The organism is Chroococcidiopsis cubana SAG 39.79, from assembly GCF_003991895.1.
Taxonomy (GTDB): domain Bacteria; phylum Cyanobacteriota; class Cyanobacteriia; order Cyanobacteriales; family Chroococcidiopsidaceae; genus Chroococcidiopsis; species Chroococcidiopsis thermalis.
This window is the reverse complement of record NZ_RSCK01000066.1, coordinates 1-19,941: the sequence shown is the minus strand read 5'-3', so window position 1 is coordinate 19,941 and position 19,941 is coordinate 1. Positions and strand designations below refer to the sequence as shown.

The window sequence follows — 19,941 nt, the reverse complement described above, 5'->3', positions numbered from 1 at the left end:
ATGCATTATTAACTAGCCTCAATTCCTAGTAGTTCAGCGATCGCCTGTCTTTCAATTGCAGGCTGGGATGGCGTTTCGACGCGGGTATCCGTAATCAACCAGTCTAAGGCAGCAGCTTGGACATCAATCATGGCTCCCGTTTTATCGACGCAATAGCGCCCGTAGACGAGCTTATCTACGAGGCGGACTCCCGGACCTAAACGCGAATACTCGAAAATGACGCTATTGTCAACTGTAGCGCCGCCACAGATATAGCAGTTGGGACCGATCATGGTAGGACCAACTATTTTCGCCCCATCTTCAATCCGCGTCATTCCACCGATATACACGGGACCAGTAATATCTACTTTGTCCCAGTTCACAGCAACGCTCAGACCAGTGTAAATCCCAGGACGAACTTCATGTCCTGGAATTTGGACGTTTTTAATTTCACCTTGGAGTACGCCGCGAATGGCTTGCCAGTAATCGGGAACCTTACCGATATCCACCCATTCAAAATCCATCACCAAGCCATAAAAAGGTGCATTTTTTTCTACAAGTTTGGGAAATAGTTGACTACCAATATCAAAATTTTCTCCAGGTGGAATGTAATTAAATATTTCTGGCTCAAATATATAAATTCCCGTACTAATGTTGGTACTCAGAGCTTCTTCAACTTTTGGCTTTTCTTGGAAGGTTCTGACTCGTCCGTCTTCGTCTGTCACCACAATCCCGTAACTAGGGACTTCTTCGCGGGGAACGGATTTCATGATGACTGTAGCAATAGAGCCTTTCTCTCTATGCCATTTCACTGCTGCCGTTAAGTCTAAGTCAATTAGCGCGTCGCCGCACAGTACAACAAAGGTATCGTCAAAAAACGGCGCGAAGTCCTGAATTCGCCGCATTCCTCCCGCAGATCCTACCGCTTCTCCAACGAGAACGCCATCAACAATTTTTCCTTCAAAGGAATAGGCAAGCTGTACGCCAAAGCGCTGTCCGTCGCGGAAGTAGTTTTCGATTTCGTTAGCTAGATGGCTGACGTTGACCATGATTTGGTCAAAACCGTGTTGGCGCAATAGTTCAAGGAGAAACTCCATCACTGGCTTTTGCAGGATGGGAATGAGCGGTTTGGGGATGGTGTAGGTAATGGGGCGGACTCTCGTACCCTTACCCGCTGCCAGAATCATGGCTTTCATTAGAAGCTACTCCTCAACATGAGACAACTGTAAGCGATTGATGCAAAATCTACTCTTGATTAAAAACAAATGCGATCGTTTGATTGCATTTTCGATCCTCGTTTAATTCTCTACCGAAATCATCCCGAAAACTACACAGCGTAGTTGCCAGCCAAGTACAGCATACTAAATACTTTTTGCCAAGCGCGATTGCCCCCCTTTTAAACAGAACATACAGTGGTTTTGGAGTCAGTATCGCCGATCGCCAATTGTTCGGAACCACCCAAACTCTTAATTTTAATTTCTTGATAAAACTCTTCCTGCGATAATTCCACCTTAGATTGGGCTGAGAGTAGCAGCAACGCCCAAAAGACGCTGACTTTTTCGTGTTTTTGCGATGAGGTGCAACCGCGATCGCTCAGTAATTCACCATGAGACATAGTAGCTGCAATGGATGTGGCAACTTGTTTCGTTTGCGTCCATAAATCTACTAACTGTTCTAAATTTAGCCAATTTTGTTCTAAAGTAAAAAATTGTGACGAGTAGCGAGATAAAAACTCTTCCAGTTCTCGCGCTACTTGAGTCAGATTTTCCTGGTGAGCTAGTTCTAAGGGCTGGCGAGCATCTGCGCGTGACTGAGATACAGAACGGCGGCTGCGGCTAGTTTTGGCTGTCAGATTGCCTTCAGACTGCAACTGAGTCGCAATTAGCTGCAAATGCTCGATCAAATCTTGGAGGGTTACAGGGCGTTTTTGGGGAGGTACGGCAACCGGACGACGATGTAATTGCTGTTCTAGAGGCAAACGTAACCGCGTCGCAAACTCCCCTTCCCCTACCAGCAATAACTCTTCTGTATCCAGTTCTAACTCGTCAGGGGGAGAATCTAGTCCAGTGAGGGTGTTGGCTTTAAACAAGACTAGCAGCGATGCCAGTAAAAAAGCCTGTCCCGACTGAGATAAATTTGATTCGTATGAGCCTGGTGTTATTTCTTGGGCAGCTAGCAACGCATTCAAGTAGCGATCGATCGCTTCAATGACTCTGACATCCCAAGGATCGATTTCTCCTCTCTGTGCCAGCTCAATTAACAGCGCAATTCCTTCAAAAATTTCAGCAGCATTCATGCTTGACCTAAAAGAACGTCATTGGTCATTGGTCGTTGGTCATTAGTCATTGGTCATTAGTCATAAGTGAGTAGTGACAAACAGTCAGTTTTGACTTTTGACTTTTGACTTTTGACTTTTGACTTTACCTCAGTCTTACCGCAAGATCTTGAAGGGGAAATTCGAGATTGGGAAAATAACTCAACAAAAATTAAAGGAGTAGTCGTTCGTCGTCTCTGAAGAAGTCTAAACGTAAGTCTTAGAGGAGTTGGGCACTTAATGAGTTCTCATTGCCACTCTTCCTCATTTTCTATAGTTTGAGAGCGACTCCTTAAAGGTTGAATCACCCGCGCGATCGCCTGCTGTACGAACTCGCGAATAAATTCATCGCGGCGACTTAATTGAAACTGTTGCTGTACGACTGCAGCAATTCCGCCATCACCCCAATCGCGATCGCGGCGGAAATATTCAATGAAACTTCTGCCAGCAATCCGAGTTAAATAAGCCGCAGTCACGGCTTGAATTGCCCTGCCAATCAGAAAAGTCGGCACGGTGAGTTGTAAAGCAGCACTGAGCAATTGAAATGCCCCTTTCACAATACCCAAACTTGCCAAAATTTTACCCAAAGATAAAGCTAGTTCTTTTCCCCGTTCGATATTTAACTCACAACCGTAAACGCTGCCAATTTCTACCACCATTTGGGCGTTAACAGCCGCAGTTGCCAGTAAATCGGCTACAGGTATCGGCGTAACCAACACCACACCCGCCACGATCCATTGATATCTTTCGACAACTTTCTCGGCTTGCTGTCGCTGTTGGGTATCGATCAGCTGACGCGCTTCTTCCCCCAGACGATGAGATTGTAAGAGAATATTATCGGCAATTAATTCTTCTCCTTCTTGCCGCAAAATCGCCGCCATGCGACGCAATAAAGGAGTGACTTCAATATCTGGCTGAAAGATTTCCCCTTCTGGCAATGTCACGGGTTGAGGGTTAGCCGCGATCGCTACAACATCATTGGCTGCAATTAAATCTTTAACCCGTTCGCGCAACCGGGCAAGAATTTGTTCTCGATCCTCATCGGCATACAAATCTGTTTTATTCAGAACTAATAGCGATCGCTTACCAATTTCAATCAACGCCCGTAAAGGTACGTATTCCGATTGCCGCAAATCGTTATCAACCACGAATAACAGTAAATTTGCCTCAGTTGCTAACTGACGGGCTACCTGTTCTCGTTCCGTTCCCGCCACGCCTGCCTCTTGAATCCCTGGAGTATCGGTAATCAAAATTTTGCGTTCTAAACCTTTTAAGCGCAAAGTATAGGTTTGTCCTACCGTCGTCGTTCCCATCGGTGCAGCAATTTGTCCGACAATGCGCCCGAAAATGGCATTTACCAGCGAAGTTTTACCAGCCGAACCCGTCCCGAAGACGACAACTTGAAGATTTCCCCGCGCCAGATTTGCTTCAATCTCCTGCGATCGCTCGATTAATGCCTGTCGCGTCACCTCATCTTGAATTTGGGCAACTTGCTGTCTTACCGCTGAGAGATTTTCGGCAGCAGCTTCCGTCTTTTGAGGCGGAACCTGAGTTTGTTGCGCCTGTCGTTGCTGTCTTCTCCGTTGCGATCGCTTTTCTCCCCGTTGAATGACGAGTATGTAGTAGACAATTGCCCCAATCAACGCCAACATCAACCCAATAATTAAGGCAATGAGGAAATTGCACAGTAGCGGCGAATACCTGCATACCTCGGCAATCTGTGCTACAGAACTCACCAACCACAGAACTAACCCCAAGGCAATAGCAATGCCAGCAATAATGGTGATCGGGCGCAGTCGTTTCATCAATTAGGATGAGACTAAGTAACTACCCCAATCTTAGTCTGGTAGTTGGTAGTTGGTAGTTGGTAATGGGTAATTGGTAGTTGCTCCCTTGTCTCCCTTGTCTCCCTTGTCTCCCTTGTCCCCCTTGTCTCCCTTGTCCCCCTTGTCTCTGTCTCCCTTGTCTCCCTTGTCTCCCTTGTCCCCCTTGTCTCCCTTGTCTCCCTTGTCTCCCTTGTCCCTCCCTGCTCCCTGCTCCCTGCTCCCTCATTTAAGATATATTAAGAAAGCTGAACGGTGGGAGTAAAGCTTTGAGTTTAGAAGCGATCGCGGTTGCGCCAACAATGGGGACGAACCCAACAGGATTGGTTGTGGTACTGCACGGCTGGGGGGCAAATGCTAAAGATTTAGCCTCTCTCGTACCTTTATTAAACTTAAACAAATATCAATTTTTATTTCCCAACGCCCCTTTTCCTCATCCTTATACTTCTGTAGGTAGGATGTGGTACGACCTTTCTAGCCAAGAGTATCAAGGCATTCATGAGAGTAGGCAGATTTTGAAAGATTGGCTGCTTTCCCTCGAAGCTTCTACTGGCGTACCCCTGTCAAGAACGATCTTAAGTGGATTTTCTCAGGGCGCAGCAATGACTTTGGATGTAGGATTAGGCTTACCTCTGGCGGGTTTAATTGCCTTAAGCGGGTATATGCATCCTCTATCCCAATCCTTAGATGAAGTCCCGCCAGTACTCATCGTGCATGGTAAGCAAGACACCGTTGTACCACTCAAAGCAGCCCAGTACGCTAGAGATAATTTAATTGCCTTGGGGGTTGCCGTGCAGTACCAAGAATTTGACATGGGACACGAAATTCGCCCAGAAGTACTACCACTGATTCAGCAGTTTGTGACAGCGAGGAGCGAGGAGCGTTAGCGAAGCGGGACGAAGTCCGGAGCGAAGAGTGAGTAGTGACCAGCGATCAACTACCAACTACCAACTACCACGCACCAAAAAGAAATTACTTAACAAGTATTAAAATTACGATCGCAATCCGTTAACTTGCGGAGATTCACCCTTGATAAAGTGAGTAGTATATATAGGGGGCTAGAAAAAAATTCGGAATTCGGAATTCGGAATTCGGAATTAACTAGTAACTGGTCACTGGTCGCTGGTCACTGGTCACTGATTCTGGGGAGGATCGCAGCATGATGAAGACTTCAAGTATTTCTCGGCAGGATATTGCTGCTATGTCAGCAATAGACGTGTCAGAACTGGCAACTCGTTTAGAACAAGACAACTACACGCATGTTTTTGACGGCTTGCAGGATTGGCATTTACTCAGGGCGATCGCTTTTCAACGTCCAGAATTAGTAGAACCATATATTCATCTTCTCGATTTGGAACCATACGACGAATCGTGAAGAATTTGGAATTCGGAATTAATGGTAGGGGCGGGTTTTGTAAACATGCCGAGGCGATCGCCCAGAATTCTGGAGTTAAACCCGCCCGTACAGAAGTTGGAATGAATTGTAGGGGCGGGTTTTTTGGAAAAATCTAGGCGATCGCACGTAAATTGTGCGGTTAAACCCGCCCGTACAGGAGTCGTAAGTTGAGATGAGTTTACAATCGCCCAGGCGGGTGTTAGTTGGAATCGGCGGGGGGATTGCGGCTTATAAGGTTTGCGAGGTTATTTCCACGCTGTTTAAATCTGGGGCGGAAGTAAGAGTTATCCTAACCGATTCTGCTCGACAATTTATTACTCCACTGACGGTATCAACTTTATCTCGCCATCCAGCTTATACGGATGCAGACTTTTGGCAACCTACTCATCAGCGTCCCTTACACATCGTTTTAGGGGAGTGGGCGGAAATTATGCTAATTGCACCCCTGACAGCAAATACGCTGGCGAAATTAGCCTATGGTATGGCTGACAACCTGTTAACAAATACAGTATTGGCTTCTACTTGCCCCGTATTACTAGCCCCAGCTATGAATACGGAGATGTGGCAACAAGTCGCAGTACAGCGCAACTGGCAGCAATTATTGACAGACAACCGATTTTATGGTATGTCTACAGGATATGGGTTACTAGCCTGCGATCGCGTTGGTGCGGGGCGGATGGCGGAACCAGCAGAAATTGTGACTCATATTCAGTCTTTGTTATGTACGTCTGGCAAGCGAGACTTGTTAGGAAAACAAGTTTTAATTAGCGCGGGTGGAACGCGAGAATATCTCGATCCGGTACGGTTTATCGGTAATCCCGCCACGGGCAAAATGGGAATAGCTTTGGCACAAGCAGCTTTCCATCGGGGGGCAGATGTAACTCTAGTACATGGTATTGTCAACGCAGAAATACCGTCAGGAGTGCGATCGCTACCTGTTGTCAGTGCGGCAGAAATGGAGAAGGCAATGTTAGAGTGCTTTCCAACTGCTGATATTACAGTGATGGCGGCGGCTGTAGCAGATGTGAAACCTGCAAACTATACTCGCGAAAAGTTACCCAAGCGATCGCTACCCGAAAGTTTGCCCCTCGCACCCGTGACAGATATTCTCGCCCAGTTAGGACATTGCAAACAGCCCCAACAAATTTTAATTGGCTTTGCTGCCCAAACGGGAGATATAGTCACTCCAGCCTTAGAGAAATTACACCGCAAAAAATTAGATGCGATCGTTGCCAATCCGATCGATCTACCCGATAGTGGATTTGGCAGCGACAACAATCAAGCGATTTTTTTAAACAAAGCAGGCGATCGAATTGCGATCGCACCTGGGACTAAGTTAGAAATGGCACATCGGGTTTTCGATCTGGTTGTTAGTCATTAGTCATTAGTCATTTGCTATTTATAGCTAATAATTTTTAACTTTTAACTTTTGACTTTTGACTTATCCTGGATTAACTACTACCTTTAGCTGATTTAATAAACTTAAAGATTGCCAGAAGCTAAGAATATGTTTTCCTGCTTGTTGCGATTGAAAGAAGTGAAAAAAGTGTCCGCCGTCAGGATGAAGGTGGAGGCGATCGCTTGCTTTTAAGAAAGGTTGCCATTTATGGAGTTCGGTAGCTTCTACAATTGGATCGTCTAAACTTCCACAAACCATTAATGGTACTGACACGCCATTATGAGGGAAATTAGCTCTTTGCCAAAGAGAATGGGGTGAAAGCGAACTATCGAGATCTTTTTCTAAAATCTTTACTAATCCCTCAATTGTGCGATCGTCATAACACCCAAATAAATTATAAGCCATTGTAGATAAAACTTTTTTCCGATTTAGAGCTTGTAAGTGAGTGTAATAGTGAACTTGCCAATCAATAGTAACATCTGCACCTACACCTAAAAGAGTTAAAGAAGCAATCTTTTCAGGATATTGACGCGCATACAAGAATCCTAATAAGCCACTCGTACTATGTCCAATTAAGTGAACGGGATGGGTTGTATTTTGTAGATAGTCGTGTAACAATCCTATGGCAATATCGAGCGAACTCGCTTCGTCTTGAGTTTGCGAATATTCCCAACGAGCGATTGAAACTCGTTTAGATAAATAATTTAACAAAGGCTGTTCAAAACAGCGCAAACTAGAACTAGTATTCAACCACAAATAATGGGGAAATGACATGAAAAATTCCTTCAGAGTTGAGATGCATGGTAGGGTACGTTGATGAACGCACCCCACAAATTTCTGTTAACTGTTAACTAAATACCAAACTCTTTCTTGAGTTGCGCTACCCAAGCTTTTACTCGTTCGTCAGTTAAATCAGATTGATTATCTTCATCGATCGCCAAACCAACAAATTTCCCGTCTTTCACAGCTTTAGATTCATTAAAGTCGTAACCATCTGTAGACCAATATCCAACAGTTGTCCCACCTAATTCTGCAATTTTTTCTTCTAGAATACCCATTGCGTCTTGAAAGTTATCGGCATAACCAATCTGATCGCCAGTCCCAAAATAAGCTACCTTCTTTCCGCTGAAATCAATGCTGTCTAAATCGGGGAAAAAACCATCCCAATCGCTTTGGAGTTCGCCAATGTTCCAAGTAGGGCAAGCAACAATCAAATTAGTATACTCCTCAAAATCGCTTTCATCCACATCAGCGATATTATGCAAATTTACTACATCCTCACCAAATTCTTTTTGAAGTGATTCGACAACCATTTCAGTTTTTCCCGTTGTGGAACCATAAAAAATCCCGACTTTTGCCATTCTATTCTCCTGGAATTATTTTGTTTGGAATTAGACCTAATTTGAACGTGGTACATCAAAAGTTGTAGGGGCGGGTTTTTTGAGTAGTTCTGTCCTAAAACAAATAGTTGTGCGGTTAAACCCGCCCGTACGCGAGTAAAGAGTTAGTTGCGATCTGAAATTGGTTGAGTCGTTTAGCTTCCAATCATGGGAATCGCCCGAAATAAATTCAGATTATCTAAGAGCAAATAAGCAAAGATTGCTCCGCCAATTCCACCAATAAAAAATCCAGTCGAAAACTGACTCCAGTTATCTACAGCTTGTAGAGAGTCTGGTACGTTTGGTACTGTGACTGCAAAATTTGGGCGTGGAACTGTGACTAAGCTTTTTTCCTGTGAGGTACTACCGTAGATTGAGAACCCAATTGTCAGGATGACAATTAAACTTCCTGCGGCTAGTAAACCGAGCAAATTACTGGCGCGACTGTCGTTTAAAGAACCTAGCGAGCCTAGTATGGTAAAAGGACCGACTAACCAATAACCATGAGCCATCCCTATTTCTAACCCTCGCGAAAGAGGTGTAATACCAGGGCGATAAATTGGTAGGTATTTCAGAAAGTTCAGTGTCAGGTCGTTAGCCTCAACCGTGGAAAAGCGATCGCCCGATCGAGGATTTGCCAACGGTGGCTGGATCAAGTCGCCTTTTTTCAAATCGAATCCAGCGGCGATCGCGCGGGAACGGAGGGCGTGCCAAATGTGACCGAGGAGAAATATGACGGCTAGAACGAAATGGAAAGATACTAACCAACCACGGCTAGAAACAATCCCAGGAGAACTTTCCAAAGTGCGAATTGGACCGTAAAAAACTTCGGGATATGCAGTATTGTTCACTGAGGCAAAGTACGCCGCAAAAAAGCCCATATAGGCTACAGCGCCAATACTATAGGCAAGATACGCTTCACCTGAGTAAATTAAAACTCGACGCGCCCAGGCAAACGGCTGAGTCAAGATGTGAAAAATGCCACCACCAATTAGCATTGCACCAACCCAGATGTGACCGCCAACGATATCTTCTAAGTTATTGACAGCCGCCATTCCTTCTGAACCCCAAGCACCGAACAAGTAGCCAAAAATGCGGACTGGGTTCAGCGTGGGATGATTTATAGCCCTCACATCTCCGCCGCCAGCTACCCAAGGATCGAACAATCCACCCCAAAACATCGCCTTGGCGACGAGTAGTAAAGCACCCAAACCCAAAAGCATTAGGTGGATACCTAAGATCGTCGTCATCTTGTCGGTATCTTTCCAGTCATAACCGAAAAAGCCAGCCAAGGTGGGATTATCTTCTAACACCTCTGGTCCCAGTAAAGAGTGGTAAATACCACCCGCAGCCAGAATCACCGAAGGGATCAGATGCAAAACGCTGATGACAAAGTAGGGATAGGTACTAGTAATTTGCCCGCCAGCACCAACACCAAAGCCGAGAGTTGCTAAATGAGGAAGCAGGATCAACCCTTGTTCGTACATTGGTAAACTTGGGTTGTAACGAGACAACTCAAACAGAGTCATTCCGCCAGCCCACAACAGGATTAATGCAGAGTGGGCAATATGAGCGCCCAACAATTTGCCCGATAAATTGGTGAGACGAAAGTTACCAGCCCACCAGCCAACTTCAGGAATTTGGTTTCTGTATGGACTATCAGAAATTACTGCTGTCATTTATGCCTTCCTTGAGAAATATTTGCATCTTTTCGATCGCCAGCTCAAATTTAAGTTGAAACAATTTGCATTAAGCTAGCTTCAGGCAATCGGTTTGGGAAGGATTGCTGCCTCACTCACTCTCCCTTTACGGAAATCCAGCCCGCGCGATCGCAGTGCGTGCCAGATATGCCCTTGCAGGAAAAAGAAAGCTAACCAGAAGTGAGTGTTGGCTAACCAAGTCCGAGAAGTCACGAATTCAGGATCGGGCGATGAAAAGTAAGGTACAAAATTCTGCCGAATCGTGAGTGCAGGACCGTAAAATACTTCAGGATAAACGGTTGTATTGACTGAGACGAAGAGAGTTGCAATAAAGCCCATGAGCGCCAAAGCACCCAAACTGTAGGAAAGATAAGCTTCTCCCGACCAAACAAATAAAGGGTGCGTCCATTGAAACGGTCTGGTTGCAATATGGAACAACCCGCCCAAAATCAATATTCCACCAACCCAAATGTGACCGCCAACAACATCTTCCAGGTTGTCAACGCCAGCGATCCAGAAATTGCCTACTGCACCGAACAAATAACCATAAATTCTGGCTGGATTGAGTGTCGGGTTAGTCACGACGCGCACATTTTCCACGGCTGGGTCGTACAAACCGCCGAAGTACATTGCTTTGGCGACGAATAAGAACGCACCTATCCCCAGCAATACCAGGTGAATGCCAAGAATTGTCGTCATTTTGCCTGTATCTGCCCAATCGTAGCCAAAGAAACGAAATCGGTTTTCTAATGTGGCTGGACCGCGCAGGGCATGAAAAATCCCACCATACCCCAAAAATGCAGATGAGATTAGATGGATCGAGCCGATCGCAAAATAGGGGAATGTGCTTGTCACCTCGCCGCCAGCACCCACGCCCCAACCTTGAGCTGCTAGGTGAGGTAGTAGAATTAAACCCTGCTCGTACATGGGTTTGGCTGGATTAAAGTGAGCCAACTCAAATAAAGTCATTGCTCCCGCCCAGAACACAATTAGCCCTGCATGGGCTACGTGAGCGCCCAGGAGTTTCCCTGATAAATTAGTCAGGCGAAAGTTCCCCGCCCACCAGGGAACTTCGGTAGCATTTTGCTCTACCGATAACGGACTTTTAGCAACAGTTGTCACCGTGCCTCCTATTGAGAATAATATTCAACAGTCTGAGAGAACAGATTACAACATGAACTGAGTTATTGACAATAGTTTTTATTAAAATTTTTGAGCGAGTTAGTGAGTGGCTGGTGGTTAGTGGCTAGTGGAACCAGTAGTAAATAGGGTGTAGGGTGTAGGGTGTAGTGTTTTTTTTCTCCGTGACTCTCCACGACTCTCTCTCAGCTGGGCGACTCTCTCTTCTCCCCCTTGTCTCCCTTGTCTCTCTTGTCTCCCTTGTCTCTCTTCTCCGACTCCCGATTGCTAACGCCCTAACCACAACTTCTGTTGTTGCAGGCAAGCAAGGGCGATTCTTGTTTCTACTTGAGGAAATTCTTCGTAAAAGCGGCTGACACTCAGAAAAGATTTGGGTGTGTGCAGAACGATTATCCGATCGCCCCATTGTTCTAGCCAAGGTAGCAAGGTTTGAGGTGCGACGGGAGTGCAGAGCCAAACTGCTATGTGATTTTGCGATCGCAGCGTTTGGGCGGCTACTGCCATTGTCATTCCAGTGGCAACGCCATCATCGACTAAGATCGCGATCGTATCTCGCGTTTGTTGGGCGATCGCGCTATGTTGGGAGCGACCAGAATTGAGGACTGCCATCTGCAATTTTGCCTTGCTCAGGGCTGCTTCCAGCGCTATTTTTCCCGGTGGTGAATTTTGGAGAGCAATTGATGTTTGTCCTGCCCACAAGACGTTACCATCTGCTGTAACTGCTCCAATCGCTAGTTCTGGGTTTTGGGGATGACCGATCTTTTTTGCCACCACAATATCTATCGGACAACGCAGCCGCCGCGCTACTGGCACTGCTACAGGCAATCCTCCCCGTGGGAGGGCATAGACAATCGGATAAGGGGCAACGTTAGAAACAGCCGCAATTTTGTCCAGAAGACGATGAATTTCCGGTGCTAGTTGTTCTCCAGCAGCAACGCGATCGCGAAACAATATAGCAGTTGACATACTTTCGGCTGAGGACGGCATACTGCTTATATCTTCAAGGATGTTTCCGCAGTTTAACTGTGTTCTACAGGCTTTTTTCCAATCGGCTAGCAAATGCAACAAGATTTATTTTTTTAGTAATAGTTTCCTCATTTTCAGTCTTAGTCGGGAGTTGTAAGGGAGATAAGTAGATAGAAAGAGGGTTAAAGTAGTCACAATTTCGCTACAATTGGAAGGTTTGCTAGCGCAGCTACAATTTTTATTCCATGTCTAGCGAAGACCAGCTCAGCTTATTTGCAAGTTCAGATGTCGTCGAACCAGTCGCACCGCCGCAACTGGATCTGATTCCCACAGATGCGAAAATTCCTATTCCCATAGGGACTTACCCCAGCCTAGTTGAATTGGCACAGCACTGCAATCAGTGCCAGCGCTGCGAACTAGGAGCAACTCGCCATCATGCCGTAGTTGGGCGAGGTCATCCCCAAGCCCCGATTATGATTATTGGCGAGGCACCAGGGCAAAACGAAGATGAGACAGGGTTGCCTTTTGTGGGGAAAGCCGGACAACTTTTAGAGAAAATTTTAGATTCTGTAAAATTAAATACAGACAAAGATATATATATCTGCAATATCAATAAATGCCGACCACCAGGAAATCGCACGCCTACCACTGATGAAGTAGAAGCTTGCAAGCCTTATTTGTTAGAACAAATTCGCCTAATCGAGCCAAAAATTATTCTTCTCACTGGCGCGACAGCACTTAAAGGCTTGTTGGGCGAAAAAAGAGCTATTTCTAAAATTCGTGGTACGTGGTTGGAGTGGCAAGGACGCTTGTGTATGCCCATCTTCCATCCTGCTTATTTGTTACGCAACCAATCTCGCGAAAAAGGTAGTCCTAAGTGGTTGATGTGGCAGGATATTCAAGAAGTGAGAAAAAAACTGGATGAGATTTGCTAGTAGGGTACGTTATTTAATGCACCCTACTCCTTCGCATCTCGCGCCCGACTTCTGGCTCGACAATCACGCAACCAAGTTTCAATTGCCTGGGCAATAATACCATCACTCGTTTCCTCTGGTGGCGTGGGGGGTCTTTCGCCAGTGCGATCGCCAATTCGAGTAAACATACTAGCCAAACGCCATCCATCTTCAGTTTTGGCGAAAAAAGCCCAGTGAAACCCCTGCAATTCTATGGCGCGATCTTTTAAATACTGTCGCTCCAAGGTCGTAAAAAATACCTGCTGTACGTCTTCACCATCCGCCTGTGGCGATTTAGGCTGGTAAACACCAGGATCGGTAGTTAAAGGTTCAAACTCTGGATTCCCTGCTACCAATACATACGTATAAAGATCTGTACTGCGGCTCAACCTACGAGCGCGTTGACTGGTGCGATTGGCATATCCAGGCAAATCTCTAAGAAGTCGATCGGTCAGGGTTTTAATATCCTGCGTTTGGCAACGGGAGTCGTACGGGCGCACAGCCGTGTGCCCGTCTTGAGGAGTTGGATAAGCAGGAAGTGGATTTAAAAGAACCAGCAAAATAGAGAGAAACTGTAGCACTCTCCCTTGTCCCCCTTGTCTCCCTTGTCTCCCTTGTCCCCCTTGTCTCCGCTTCATCACCCCGCCAACTCCTGACAAATACGCTCCCAAGCCTCCTCTGGATTGGCAGCAGCAGTAATTGGACGACCAATGACAAGATAATCTGCCCCTGCTTGAATTGCTTGTGCAGGAGTGAGCGATCGCGTTTGATCGCCTTTTGCTGCCCAGCTCGGACGCACCCCAGGACACACTAAGAGAAAATCATCGCCGCAAATCCGCCGCAACTGTTCCACCTCTTGCGGCGAACAAACAGCCCCATCTAAACCTGCTTCCCGAGCTAATGAAGCCATTTCTAAGGCATATTCCGGTAGTTCCAAGGGAATTTTTAACTCAAAAGCAAGCTGACGAGCAGAAAGACTCGTTAAAACAGTAATCGCAATTAATTTTGGTGGTGCTACACCCGCCGTCTTTGCTCCCTCCTGTGCCGCTTGTTGAGCCAGTGACAAAGCATCTTTACCAGCAGTCGCATGAATCGTCACTAAATCGACTCCATACCCTGCTGCCGCCCGACATGCCCCAGCTACCGTATTCGGGATATCGTGAAACTTGAGGTCTAGAAATATTCGCTTTTGCCGCTGTTTCAACGTACTGAGAATACCACCACCACAGCTCACAAATAATTCCAAGCCAACCTTCCAAAAGCTGACCTGCGGCAACCGATCCACAAGCGCGATCGCAAGAGCTTCTGTCGGTACGTCTAGGGGAACGATAATTCGGTCTGTATGCATGGGTGTTGGGTTTAGAGACAAGGGAGACAAGGAGGACAAGGGAGAACGATCGCCAACTACCAACTACCCATTACCATTTACTAATTTGACAAATTTATTCTTGCCAACCTGTAAGACTTTACCATCCAATTCATCTGGAGAATTAAAGATTAGGTCTACTTGGTTGAGGCGATCGCCATCCAGTTTAACTGCTCCACCTTGAACTTGCCTGCGGGCTTCAGAACTAGTCGGACACAAACCACTGGCGCTGACAATGTAAAACAATTTTGCTGGAAATTTGATTTGAGATAGCGAAAATTCTGGTACGGCTGAAGTATCGGCTGTATTGCCTTGTACCAGTGACATTGCTGCTTTTTGAGCGTTTTGAGCGGCTTCTTTGCCGTGGTATTGACTGACAACCTCTAAAGCAAGCAGCTTCTGGCGATCGCGGGGAGTTTCCGGCAATCCATCTAAGGGTAAATTTGTCAATAACTCGAAATAATCTTTGAGCAAATGGTCTGGCGTTTTTTCCAGCTTGGAATACATCAATAGCGGTTCTTCTAGCAGTCCCACTTGATTTCCCAGCGACTTAGACATTTTCTGGTTGCCATCCGTGCCAATCAAAATTGGTAACAGCACGCCAAACTGTGGCTTTTGTCCGAAATGTCTTTGCAAATCTCGCCCTACAGCAATGTTAAATTTTTGGTCTGTCCCACCCAACTCTACATCTGCTTCTAACGCTACAGAATCGTATCCCTGTACCAGGGGATAGAGAAATTCGTGGATGTAAATGGGATTTTCTTTCTCGTAACGTTCGGCAAACCCTTCTTTTGCCAACATTTGCCCGACAGTCATCGTAGACAACAATTCTAGAATTTTGGTCAAATCGAGTTTTGACAACCATTCTGAGTTGTAACGAACTTCCAGCTTGTCGGGAGCAAAATCTAAAATTGGACGTACCTGATCTAAATAATTCTTAGCATTCTCGGCAACTTCTGCCGCACTCAATTGACGGCGAACTTCCGATCTGCCAGTGGGGTCGCCAATTCTAGCCGTGAAATCGCCAATCAGCAAAACGGCTTTATGTCCGGCATCCTGAAACGCTCTGAGCTTGCGGACTGGAATACTATGACCTAAATGAATCTCCGCGCCAGTGGGGTCAATCCCGAACTTGATACGCAAGGGTCGATTTGTCATTTTTAACAATTTTTCCAGATTTTCTTCAGGATTGCTAGAATCAGGCTGGTCTGGAAAGATTTCGCTGACACCACGTCGCAGCCAATTTGGATCGGGTGTCGCGGTGGCTAATTGAGAGCTTGGCTCTTGCCTTGGGGATGATAAATTCGTTACACTCACTCGCAACCTTCTCAATCGCTTAATTGACAGACTACTATAGTGACAAAATTATCCGCTGATTTGGCGATCGCGATCGCAGACAAATCTCTTGGCTATTAAGTTGAGGAAATTAAACCGCTGTGTCTTCTAGCATTGCCCGAGAAAAACCGAGATATTCATCACCTGGCTGGAAATTTCTGAAAGAAGTCAGTCAGGTGACAGGCGGAACCCTTCTAGCAGTCATTATGTTGACTAGTGCCATTGTAGCTGGAGGGCTAGTCGGCTTAGCAATTAGCTTCCGCAACTTACCCGATGTCAGAGTTCTGCGTAACTATATTCCTTCTGAAACATCTTACTTTTATGACATAAACGGCAAAGTCCTTGCCAGCATTCACGGCGAAGCCAATCGCGAAGTCATACCTTTAAATAGAATCTCTCCAGAATTAAAACGAGCAGTCCTGGCGATCGAAGACAGTCATTTTTATTCCCATAACGGCATAAATATTAGTAGCGTCGGGCGTGCCTCAATCGTCAACTGGCAGCGCGGGGCAGTTGCAGAAGGCGGCTCGACACTGACGATGCAGCTGGTTAAAAATATTTTTCTGACGCAGCAGCGCCGATTTAGCCGCAAAGTTGCCGAAGCAGTCTTAGCCATTCGTTTAGAACAAATTCTCAGCAAAGACCAAATTTTAGAAATGTACCTCAATCAAGTGTATTGGGGACACAACACCTATGGTGTAGAAACAGCAGCCCAAAGCTATTTCGGCAAGTCAGCCGCAGATTTAAATTTGGCGGAAGCGGCGATGATGGCAGGAATCATTCAAGCACCGCAAAACTACAGCCCGTTTGTCAGCATGAAAACGGCGAAACAACGCCAAGAAACTGTGTTGAACCGAATGCGCAGTTTAGGCTGGATTACGGCAGAGGAAGACGAGAAGGCGAGAGAAACGAAAATTACCCTGGGGAAAGTTCGCTCGTTCCAACGTAGTAGTATGCCCTTCGTTACTAATACTGCGGCTCAAGAGTTAGAACGGGAATACGGACTAGAAGCCGTGCAAAAAGGCGGGCTGCGGGTGCAAACTACCGTTGATTCCAGAATGCAACAGATTGCTGAAGAAACCGTAGCAAAATGGCATAAAACCATTCGCTCTCAGGGAGTCCGCGCCGACCAAATGGCTTTGGTGTCAGTCGATCCGCGCACTCAATTTATTAAAGCATTGGTAGGTGGGGTAGATTATCAAAAAAGCGAATTTAACCGAGCGACTCAAGCTCGCCGCCAACCAGGATCTTCTTTTAAGCCGTTTGTCTATTACACGGCATTTGCTTCAGGAAAATTTACGCCCAATAGCGTTATTAACGACACTCCGGTCAGTTACCGCATCCCTGGGGGAATTTGGACTCCGAAAAATTACGATGACTCTTTCAACGGTCCCATGCCAGTGCGGCGATCGCTCGAAGTGTCGCGTAACATCCCCGCCGTGAAGCTAGGTAGCGCTGTGGGTTTGAATAAGGTGGTCGAGACGTGCCGCATCTTAGGCATCAACAGCCCGATGGAACCAGTGCCATCTTTACCATTAGGAGCGATCGGTGTCACGCCTTTGGAAATGGCAAGCGCCTACGCGACAATTGCTAATTACGGTTGGCAGTCCAAACCAACTATTATTGCCCGCGTCACCGATAGTAGTGGTAACGTTATCCTCGATAACTCTCCCAAACCCCAACTCGTCTTAGAGCCTTGGGCAGCCGCTACCTTAACAGACGTGATGAAAGGGGTAATTACTAGCGGTACGGGAACCGCCGCTCAAATCGGTCGCCCCGCTGCAGGTAAGACGGGAACCACATCTTCAGAACGGGATATTTGGTTTGTCGGTTTCGTGCCACAATTAGCAACAGCTGTTTGGGTCGGCAACGATAACTACCAACCTGTCGGTAAGGGTGCAACAGGTGGCGTATTTGTTGCCCCGATCTGGCGATCGTTCATGTCACAAGCCTTGAAAAATACCCCAGTCGAGAATTTCCGTCCTCCTTCGCAGTTCGATCGACCTAAATGAGGAAGTTGAGGGAGACAAGGGAGACAAGGGGGACAAGGAAGCAGGGGAGCAGGGGAGCTTCAGGTGCAACTACCAACTACCAACTACCAGTCCCCTACATCCCATACCCTTTCATCACGCATCACTTTCTTTGTAGGGAAAGCCGTACATGGCGGTGGTTCTTTTTTTTTGGTTAAATAATTTAATATTAAATTAATTGATATTGAACTAAATAATTCAAACCAAGTTGGAGGAAAGATATGATTACACTCAGACAAAGCCAAGAACGCGGACATGCAAATCATGGGTGGTTAGATAGCTATCACACCTTTTCATTTGCAAACTACTACGACCCCTCTCACATGGGATTTCGATCGCTACGAGTGATTAACGAAGATCGAGTCCAGCCAGGAAGAGGGTTTGGGACTCACGGACATCGGGACATGGAAATTCTCACCTACGTCCTTGAAGGTGCGCTCGAACATAAAGATAGTATTGGTAATGGGGAGATCGTCCGACCCGGAGAAGTACAAAGGATGAGTGCTGGAACGGGAATTATGCACAGCGAATTCAATCCTTCTGCTACCGAACCAGTTCACCTCTTGCAAATTTGGATTCTGCCCGATCGCCAAGGCTTAGAGCCGAGTTACGAACAAAAAGCATTTTCAGTTGCAGAAAGACAAGGAAAATTGCGGTTAATTGCCGCTAAAGATGGACGCGATGGTGCTGTGACAATTCATCAAGACGTGAATTTGTATTCAGCCATATTGCAACCGCAAGATCGGGTCACTTATCAATTGCAACCAAATCGTTATGCCTGGCTGCAAGTAGCGCGGGGTGCAGTGGCACTCAACGGTCATAGCTTGAACGCGGGAGATGGAGTAGCAATCGGTGCCGCTGAACTGTTAGAAATAAGCAGCGATCGCGACGCGGAAATATTACTTTTCGACTTGGCGTAGTTGCGGCGGGAGATAGAAGGGACAAAGGAGACAAGGGGGACAAGGGGGACAAGGGGGCGCAACTACCAACTACCAATTCCCTACACCCTTCTTTCTTTCTTCACTAGACCTCCTGCGTTGCGTTCAGAATGACATCCATGATTTTTTGATTCATGCAGGAGGTCTACTGATAACTGATAACTGATTTAACGACACACTTTTGCTTGAGGCATACTCGCTTTTCCTAATATTGCCGTGCGGTAAAGGCGATCGAATTCCCGTTCGTAGTGGGCTGCAACTGTGGGACGATCGATGATAATTAAGGTTTCATCATTAGAATAATTTGCCGCTTCCGACCAATTGTGGCTACCTGTAATGACTTGTCTGCCATCTAATATTGCCATTTTACTGTGTACGCCGCGATCGCCTGTTATTGCTTTGGGAAAACCAACTGTATTAATGGGACGATACCAAGGTTTGATATTATTTAATCCCTTTTTACGATGAGGCGGACACAGTCCCATTGCATCGTAGGCTTTAGAGTAAGATTGTCGATAAAAATCTGGATCTATCAAGATTTTTATATCTTCTACTCCTGTATCTCGCACTGTTGCTAAACCATCACTAATTTCTCGATCTGAAAATACGAAAACGGCAACATGCACGCTTTTTTTCGCATTTTTGATAGAATAAGCGATCGCACCGTTACTAGTCATGCCAATGCTTTCAGTGCGAGGGGCAGGTGAAAAGTTCAGCGTCACGTGACCCGTTCCAACTAAAATTGTTACAGGTTGTCTGCGAGGCTTATGAGATTTAAATAATCCCTGCCACATATAATTAAACTCATCTGTTAATGCTTGAGCAACTTGAGTATTATTGGGAATAATAACCATGTTGTTTGGATTACCGCGACTTGCCGGAACCTGAAAATCTCCATGCAAATCGGAAGTTGTAAAGTTACCGCTAGATATAATTGTAGTTTTATTATCTACAACTAAAAACTTGTGATGCATTAACCCACTGCCTCTAGTTTTACCATTGGCAGTATCGCTGTCGTCTTTAATTTCAATGCCATGCGATCGCAACAAAGCTAAGGCATCTATTGGATATCGTTTTAGTTCTTCGTAAGCTCGGCGATCGTGTCGCTTCATACGAGCAATTTCTGCTGAAGTATAATCTGCTAAAGTTTTATTATAGAGCATTTTCTAGTCTACTGAGGTACAATAACAGCAATGAGTAAACCAGCCACGTAGATCTTCAAC

Annotated in this window: 21 protein-coding genes; 8 read left to right on the top strand and 13 right to left on the bottom strand. The window is 46.0% G+C overall.

The window, feature by feature from the left end; all coding sequences use genetic code 11:
• Positions 1-8: 8 nt before the first annotated feature.
• The 4 genes from DSM107010_RS26890 to DSM107010_RS26875 all read right to left on the bottom strand — a co-directional run bounded on the left by DSM107010_RS26890 (position 9) and on the right by DSM107010_RS26875 (position 4,345).
• The gene (locus DSM107010_RS26890) at positions 9-1,175 is read right to left on the bottom strand and encodes a nucleotidyltransferase family protein (RefSeq protein ID WP_106168333.1); all 1,167 of its coding nucleotides are present in this window, start codon (positions 1,173-1,175) and stop codon (positions 9-11) included.
• A 200-nt stretch (positions 1,176-1,375) separates the two neighbouring features.
• On the bottom strand, positions 1,376-2,275 hold the full coding sequence (locus tag DSM107010_RS26885; RefSeq protein WP_106171171.1) for a segregation/condensation protein A: 900 nt from the start codon (positions 2,273-2,275) through the stop codon (positions 1,376-1,378).
• A 266-nt stretch (positions 2,276-2,541) separates the two neighbouring features.
• Positions 2,542-4,098, bottom strand: coding sequence for a YcjF family protein (locus DSM107010_RS26880; RefSeq protein WP_106171169.1), 1,557 nt, complete (start codon positions 4,096-4,098; stop codon positions 2,542-2,544).
• 22 nt (positions 4,099-4,120) lie between these two features.
• A complete protein-coding gene (locus tag DSM107010_RS26875; protein WP_158631870.1) occupies positions 4,121-4,345 on the bottom strand; it encodes a hypothetical protein in 225 nt (74 codons plus the stop codon).
• 40 nt (positions 4,346-4,385) lie between these two features.
• Between DSM107010_RS26875 and DSM107010_RS26870 the strand changes: the two genes are divergently transcribed.
• The 4 genes from DSM107010_RS26870 to coaBC all read left to right on the top strand — a co-directional run bounded on the left by DSM107010_RS26870 (position 4,386) and on the right by coaBC (position 6,893).
• Positions 4,386-5,003, top strand: coding sequence for an alpha/beta hydrolase (locus tag DSM107010_RS26870; RefSeq protein WP_015154997.1), 618 nt, complete (start codon positions 4,386-4,388; stop codon positions 5,001-5,003).
• Positions 5,004-5,278: 275 nt separating this feature from the next.
• Complete coding sequence (isiD, locus tag DSM107010_RS26865) at positions 5,279-5,491, top strand: protein IsiD (RefSeq protein ID WP_106167292.1); 213 nt, start codon at positions 5,279-5,281, stop codon at positions 5,489-5,491.
• The gene (locus DSM107010_RS38755; RefSeq protein ID WP_158631869.1) at positions 5,488-5,628 is read left to right on the top strand and encodes a hypothetical protein; all 141 of its coding nucleotides are present in this window, start codon (positions 5,488-5,490) and stop codon (positions 5,626-5,628) included. Before isiD ends, DSM107010_RS38755 begins: the two co-directional genes overlap by 4 nt.
• A 56-nt stretch (positions 5,629-5,684) precedes the next feature.
• Complete coding sequence (gene coaBC, locus DSM107010_RS26860; protein ID WP_015154999.1) at positions 5,685-6,893, top strand: bifunctional phosphopantothenoylcysteine decarboxylase/phosphopantothenate--cysteine ligase CoaBC; 1,209 nt, start codon at positions 5,685-5,687, stop codon at positions 6,891-6,893.
• Between the two features lie 60 nt (positions 6,894-6,953).
• Here the strand turns inward: coaBC and DSM107010_RS26855 are convergent, their stop codons facing one another.
• The 5 genes from DSM107010_RS26855 to DSM107010_RS26835 all read right to left on the bottom strand — a co-directional run bounded on the left by DSM107010_RS26855 (position 6,954) and on the right by DSM107010_RS26835 (position 12,096).
• A complete protein-coding gene (locus DSM107010_RS26855; RefSeq protein WP_106167291.1) occupies positions 6,954-7,685 on the bottom strand; it encodes an alpha/beta fold hydrolase in 732 nt (243 codons plus the stop codon).
• Between the two features lie 77 nt (positions 7,686-7,762).
• Entirely contained in the window at positions 7,763-8,272 is a 510-nt protein-coding gene (fldA, locus tag DSM107010_RS26850; protein ID WP_015155001.1) for a flavodoxin FldA, read from the bottom strand.
• 173 nt (positions 8,273-8,445) lie between these two features.
• Positions 8,446-9,969: a chlorophyll a/b binding light-harvesting protein gene (locus DSM107010_RS26845; RefSeq protein WP_106167290.1), complete on the bottom strand. Its 1,524-nt coding sequence runs from the start codon at positions 9,967-9,969 to the stop codon at positions 8,446-8,448.
• Positions 9,970-10,050: 81 nt separating this feature from the next.
• Positions 10,051-11,112: a chlorophyll a/b binding light-harvesting protein gene (locus tag DSM107010_RS26840; protein WP_106167289.1), complete on the bottom strand. Its 1,062-nt coding sequence runs from the start codon at positions 11,110-11,112 to the stop codon at positions 10,051-10,053.
• A 285-nt stretch (positions 11,113-11,397) separates the two neighbouring features.
• Complete coding sequence (locus DSM107010_RS26835) at positions 11,398-12,096, bottom strand: phosphoribosyltransferase (protein WP_015155004.1); 699 nt, start codon at positions 12,094-12,096, stop codon at positions 11,398-11,400.
• Positions 12,097-12,341: 245 nt separating this feature from the next.
• Between DSM107010_RS26835 and DSM107010_RS26830 the strand changes: the two genes are divergently transcribed.
• Positions 12,342-13,031, top strand: a complete 690-nt coding sequence (locus tag DSM107010_RS26830) for a uracil-DNA glycosylase (protein ID WP_015155005.1) — start codon at positions 12,342-12,344, stop codon at positions 13,029-13,031.
• 23 nt (positions 13,032-13,054) lie between these two features.
• On the opposite strand, the gene DSM107010_RS26825 is transcribed toward DSM107010_RS26830, so the two are convergent.
• The 3 genes from DSM107010_RS26825 to tyrS all read right to left on the bottom strand — a co-directional run bounded on the left by DSM107010_RS26825 (position 13,055) and on the right by tyrS (position 15,732).
• Positions 13,055-13,687 carry a hypothetical protein gene (locus DSM107010_RS26825; RefSeq protein WP_106167288.1) on the bottom strand — a complete coding sequence of 211 codons (633 nt, stop codon included), beginning with the start codon at positions 13,685-13,687 and terminating at the stop codon, positions 13,055-13,057.
• Positions 13,687-14,397, bottom strand: coding sequence for an orotidine-5'-phosphate decarboxylase (pyrF, locus tag DSM107010_RS26820; RefSeq protein ID WP_106167287.1), 711 nt, complete (start codon positions 14,395-14,397; stop codon positions 13,687-13,689). Before pyrF ends, DSM107010_RS26825 begins: the two co-directional genes overlap by 1 nt.
• A 63-nt stretch (positions 14,398-14,460) precedes the next feature.
• On the bottom strand, positions 14,461-15,732 hold the full coding sequence (tyrS, locus tag DSM107010_RS26815; RefSeq protein WP_015155008.1) for a tyrosine--tRNA ligase: 1,272 nt from the start codon (positions 15,730-15,732) through the stop codon (positions 14,461-14,463).
• Positions 15,733-15,851: 119 nt separating this feature from the next.
• Between tyrS and DSM107010_RS26810 the strand changes: the two genes are divergently transcribed.
• The 3 genes from DSM107010_RS26810 to DSM107010_RS26800 all read left to right on the top strand — a co-directional run bounded on the left by DSM107010_RS26810 (position 15,852) and on the right by DSM107010_RS26800 (position 18,700).
• Positions 15,852-17,762: a transglycosylase domain-containing protein gene (locus tag DSM107010_RS26810; protein ID WP_106167286.1), complete on the top strand. Its 1,911-nt coding sequence runs from the start codon at positions 15,852-15,854 to the stop codon at positions 17,760-17,762.
• On the top strand, positions 17,759-17,938 hold the full coding sequence (locus DSM107010_RS26805) for a hypothetical protein (RefSeq protein ID WP_127024324.1): 180 nt from the start codon (positions 17,759-17,761) through the stop codon (positions 17,936-17,938). The genes DSM107010_RS26810 and DSM107010_RS26805 overlap by 4 nt, the downstream gene beginning before the upstream one ends.
• Before the next feature lie 63 nt (positions 17,939-18,001).
• Positions 18,002-18,700: a pirin family protein gene (locus tag DSM107010_RS26800; protein ID WP_015155010.1), complete on the top strand. Its 699-nt coding sequence runs from the start codon at positions 18,002-18,004 to the stop codon at positions 18,698-18,700.
• Positions 18,701-18,885: 185 nt separating this feature from the next.
• On the opposite strand, the gene DSM107010_RS26795 is transcribed toward DSM107010_RS26800, so the two are convergent.
• Positions 18,886-19,881 (bottom strand): phospholipase D-like domain-containing protein, encoded by a 996-nt coding sequence (locus DSM107010_RS26795; protein WP_241994358.1) that lies wholly within the window; start codon positions 19,879-19,881, stop codon positions 18,886-18,888.
• Positions 19,882-19,941 lie beyond the last annotated feature (60 nt).

Bases quoted from the DNA above. Each gene is read 5' to 3' on its own strand.
- DSM107010_RS26825 (WP_106167288.1), bottom strand. From the start codon at position 13,687: ATGAAGCGGAGACAAGGGGGACAAGGGAGACAAGGGAGACAAGGGGGA.
- coaBC (WP_015154999.1), top strand. From the start codon at position 5,685: ATGAGTTTACAATCGCCCAGGCGGGTGTTAGTTGGAATCGGCGGGGGG.
- DSM107010_RS26890 (WP_106168333.1), bottom strand. From the start codon at position 1,175: ATGAAAGCCATGATTCTGGCAGCGGGTAAGGGTACGAGAGTCCGCCCC.
- DSM107010_RS26830 (WP_015155005.1), top strand. From the start codon at position 12,342: ATGTCTAGCGAAGACCAGCTCAGCTTATTTGCAAGTTCAGATGTCGTC.
- DSM107010_RS26800 (WP_015155010.1), top strand. From the start codon at position 18,002: ATGATTACACTCAGACAAAGCCAAGAACGCGGACATGCAAATCATGGG.
- pyrF (WP_106167287.1), bottom strand. From the start codon at position 14,397: ATGCATACAGACCGAATTATCGTTCCCCTAGACGTACCGACAGAAGCT.
- DSM107010_RS26805 (WP_127024324.1), top strand. From the start codon at position 17,759: ATGAGGAAGTTGAGGGAGACAAGGGAGACAAGGGGGACAAGGAAGCAG.
- DSM107010_RS26855 (WP_106167291.1), bottom strand. From the start codon at position 7,685: ATGTCATTTCCCCATTATTTGTGGTTGAATACTAGTTCTAGTTTGCGC.
- DSM107010_RS26845 (WP_106167290.1), bottom strand. From the start codon at position 9,969: ATGACAGCAGTAATTTCTGATAGTCCATACAGAAACCAAATTCCTGAA.
- fldA (WP_015155001.1), bottom strand. From the start codon at position 8,272: ATGGCAAAAGTCGGGATTTTTTATGGTTCCACAACGGGAAAAACTGAA.
- isiD (WP_106167292.1), top strand. From the start codon at position 5,279: ATGAAGACTTCAAGTATTTCTCGGCAGGATATTGCTGCTATGTCAGCA.
- DSM107010_RS26880 (WP_106171169.1), bottom strand. From the start codon at position 4,098: ATGAAACGACTGCGCCCGATCACCATTATTGCTGGCATTGCTATTGCC.
- DSM107010_RS26795 (WP_241994358.1), bottom strand. From the start codon at position 19,881: ATGCTCTATAATAAAACTTTAGCAGATTATACTTCAGCAGAAATTGCT.
- DSM107010_RS26885 (WP_106171171.1), bottom strand. From the start codon at position 2,275: ATGAATGCTGCTGAAATTTTTGAAGGAATTGCGCTGTTAATTGAGCTG.
- DSM107010_RS26835 (WP_015155004.1), bottom strand. From the start codon at position 12,096: ATGTCAACTGCTATATTGTTTCGCGATCGCGTTGCTGCTGGAGAACAA.
- DSM107010_RS26875 (WP_158631870.1), bottom strand. From the start codon at position 4,345: ATGAGGGAGCAGGGAGCAGGGAGCAGGGAGGGACAAGGGAGACAAGGG.